The sequence below is a fragment of the Protofrankia sp. Cr1 genome, from assembly GCF_963555865.1.
GTDB lineage: Bacteria > Actinomycetota > Actinomycetes > Frankiales > Frankiaceae > Protofrankia.
This window is the reverse complement of sequence record NZ_CAUVXO010000019.1, coordinates 16052-17337: the sequence shown is the minus strand read 5'-3', so window position 1 is coordinate 17337 and position 1286 is coordinate 16052. Positions and strand designations below refer to the sequence as shown.

Annotated in this window: 1 protein-coding gene; it reads right to left on the bottom strand. The window is 67.7% G+C overall.

The window, feature by feature from the left end:
* Window positions 1-1279: hemolysin family protein (locus U9980_RS03630; protein WP_322766679.1), on the bottom strand; the 1279-nt coding region annotated here is incomplete at its 3' end.
* Window positions 1280-1286: the final 7 nt, after the last annotated feature.

The following is a 1286-nucleotide window of genomic DNA, read 5'->3' as shown; positions in this document are numbered from 1 at the left end:
GGTGGCCGGCGACCGTGACCGTGTCACCGACGCGGGGTATCCGTCCGAGCCGGTGCAGGACGAGGCCGGCGAGCGTCTCGTACGGGCCGTCGGGTAGCGCGACGCCGGTACTGTCGGCGACCTCGTCCACGCGGAGCAGGCCGGACAGCACCCAGCTCCCGTCCGCGCGGGCGGTCGCATCCGGTGTCTGCGGTGGGTCGTACTCGTCTGCAACGTCGCCGACGAGCTCTTCGACGAGGTCCTCCAGGGTGACGATGCCGGCGATGTCGCCGTACTCGTCGATGACGATGGCGAGTTGGAGGCTGTGGCCGCGCAGGGTGGTGAGGAGATCGTCGCAGCCCAGTGAGTTCGGCACCATCACCGGCGGGACCATGATCTGGCTGACCGGTGTGACCGCGCGAGCGGGCTGGGAGACGCCGAAGGCGTCCTTGACATGGACAACTGCGACCACGTCGTCGACGTCGGTGCTGTCAGCCGCGGTGTTCGGCGCAGTTTCGCGCCTGGTCGAGCGCCGCAGCACGGGGAAGCGGGAGTGACCCGACCGCTCGGCCACCCGCAGCAGATCCGCCACGTTGTCGTCGGCGTGGAGCGCGACCACCTGAACCCGGGGTGTCATGACATCCTGCGCGGTGCGCTCACGCAACCGTAGCGACCGACGCAGCAGCGTCGCCGTATTGCCGGGCAGCGTGCCCTGTTCGGCTGATGAGCGCACCAGCCAGCCGAGTTCGGACGGGGAACGAGCCGACCGCAGCTCGTCCTGCGGCTCGATGCCGAGCGCGCGCAACAGGCGGTTGGCCGATCCGTTCAGGAGCACGATTGCCGGCCGACAGATGCGTGAGAAGAGCATCTGCGGCCCGACCACCCGTTCGGCGACGGTCAGTGGTGTCGCGATTGCGACGTTTTTCGGGAACAGCTCACCGAAGACCATCTGTGAAATTGTCGCGATGAGTAGGGCAATGGTCACGGCAGTTGCATGGGCGACCCCGTCCGGCAGCCCGACCGTCCTGATCGCCGGCATCAGCAGGGATGCCAGCGCCGGTTCGGCGACGTATCCGAGCACCAGCGATGTCAGCGTGATGCCCAGCTGCGCTCCCGAGAGCTGGAACGACAGCGAGTGGACGGCGCGAAGCACCCGCGTGGCTCTCCGGGAGCCGTCCGCCGCGGCCTGTTCGAGCTGGCTGCGGTCGATCGCCACCAGAGCGAACTCGGCGGACACGAACAGTGCGTTGCCGGCGATGAGTACGACGATCATCAGTAGGCCGAGAATGTTACTGATCATTTTGGCC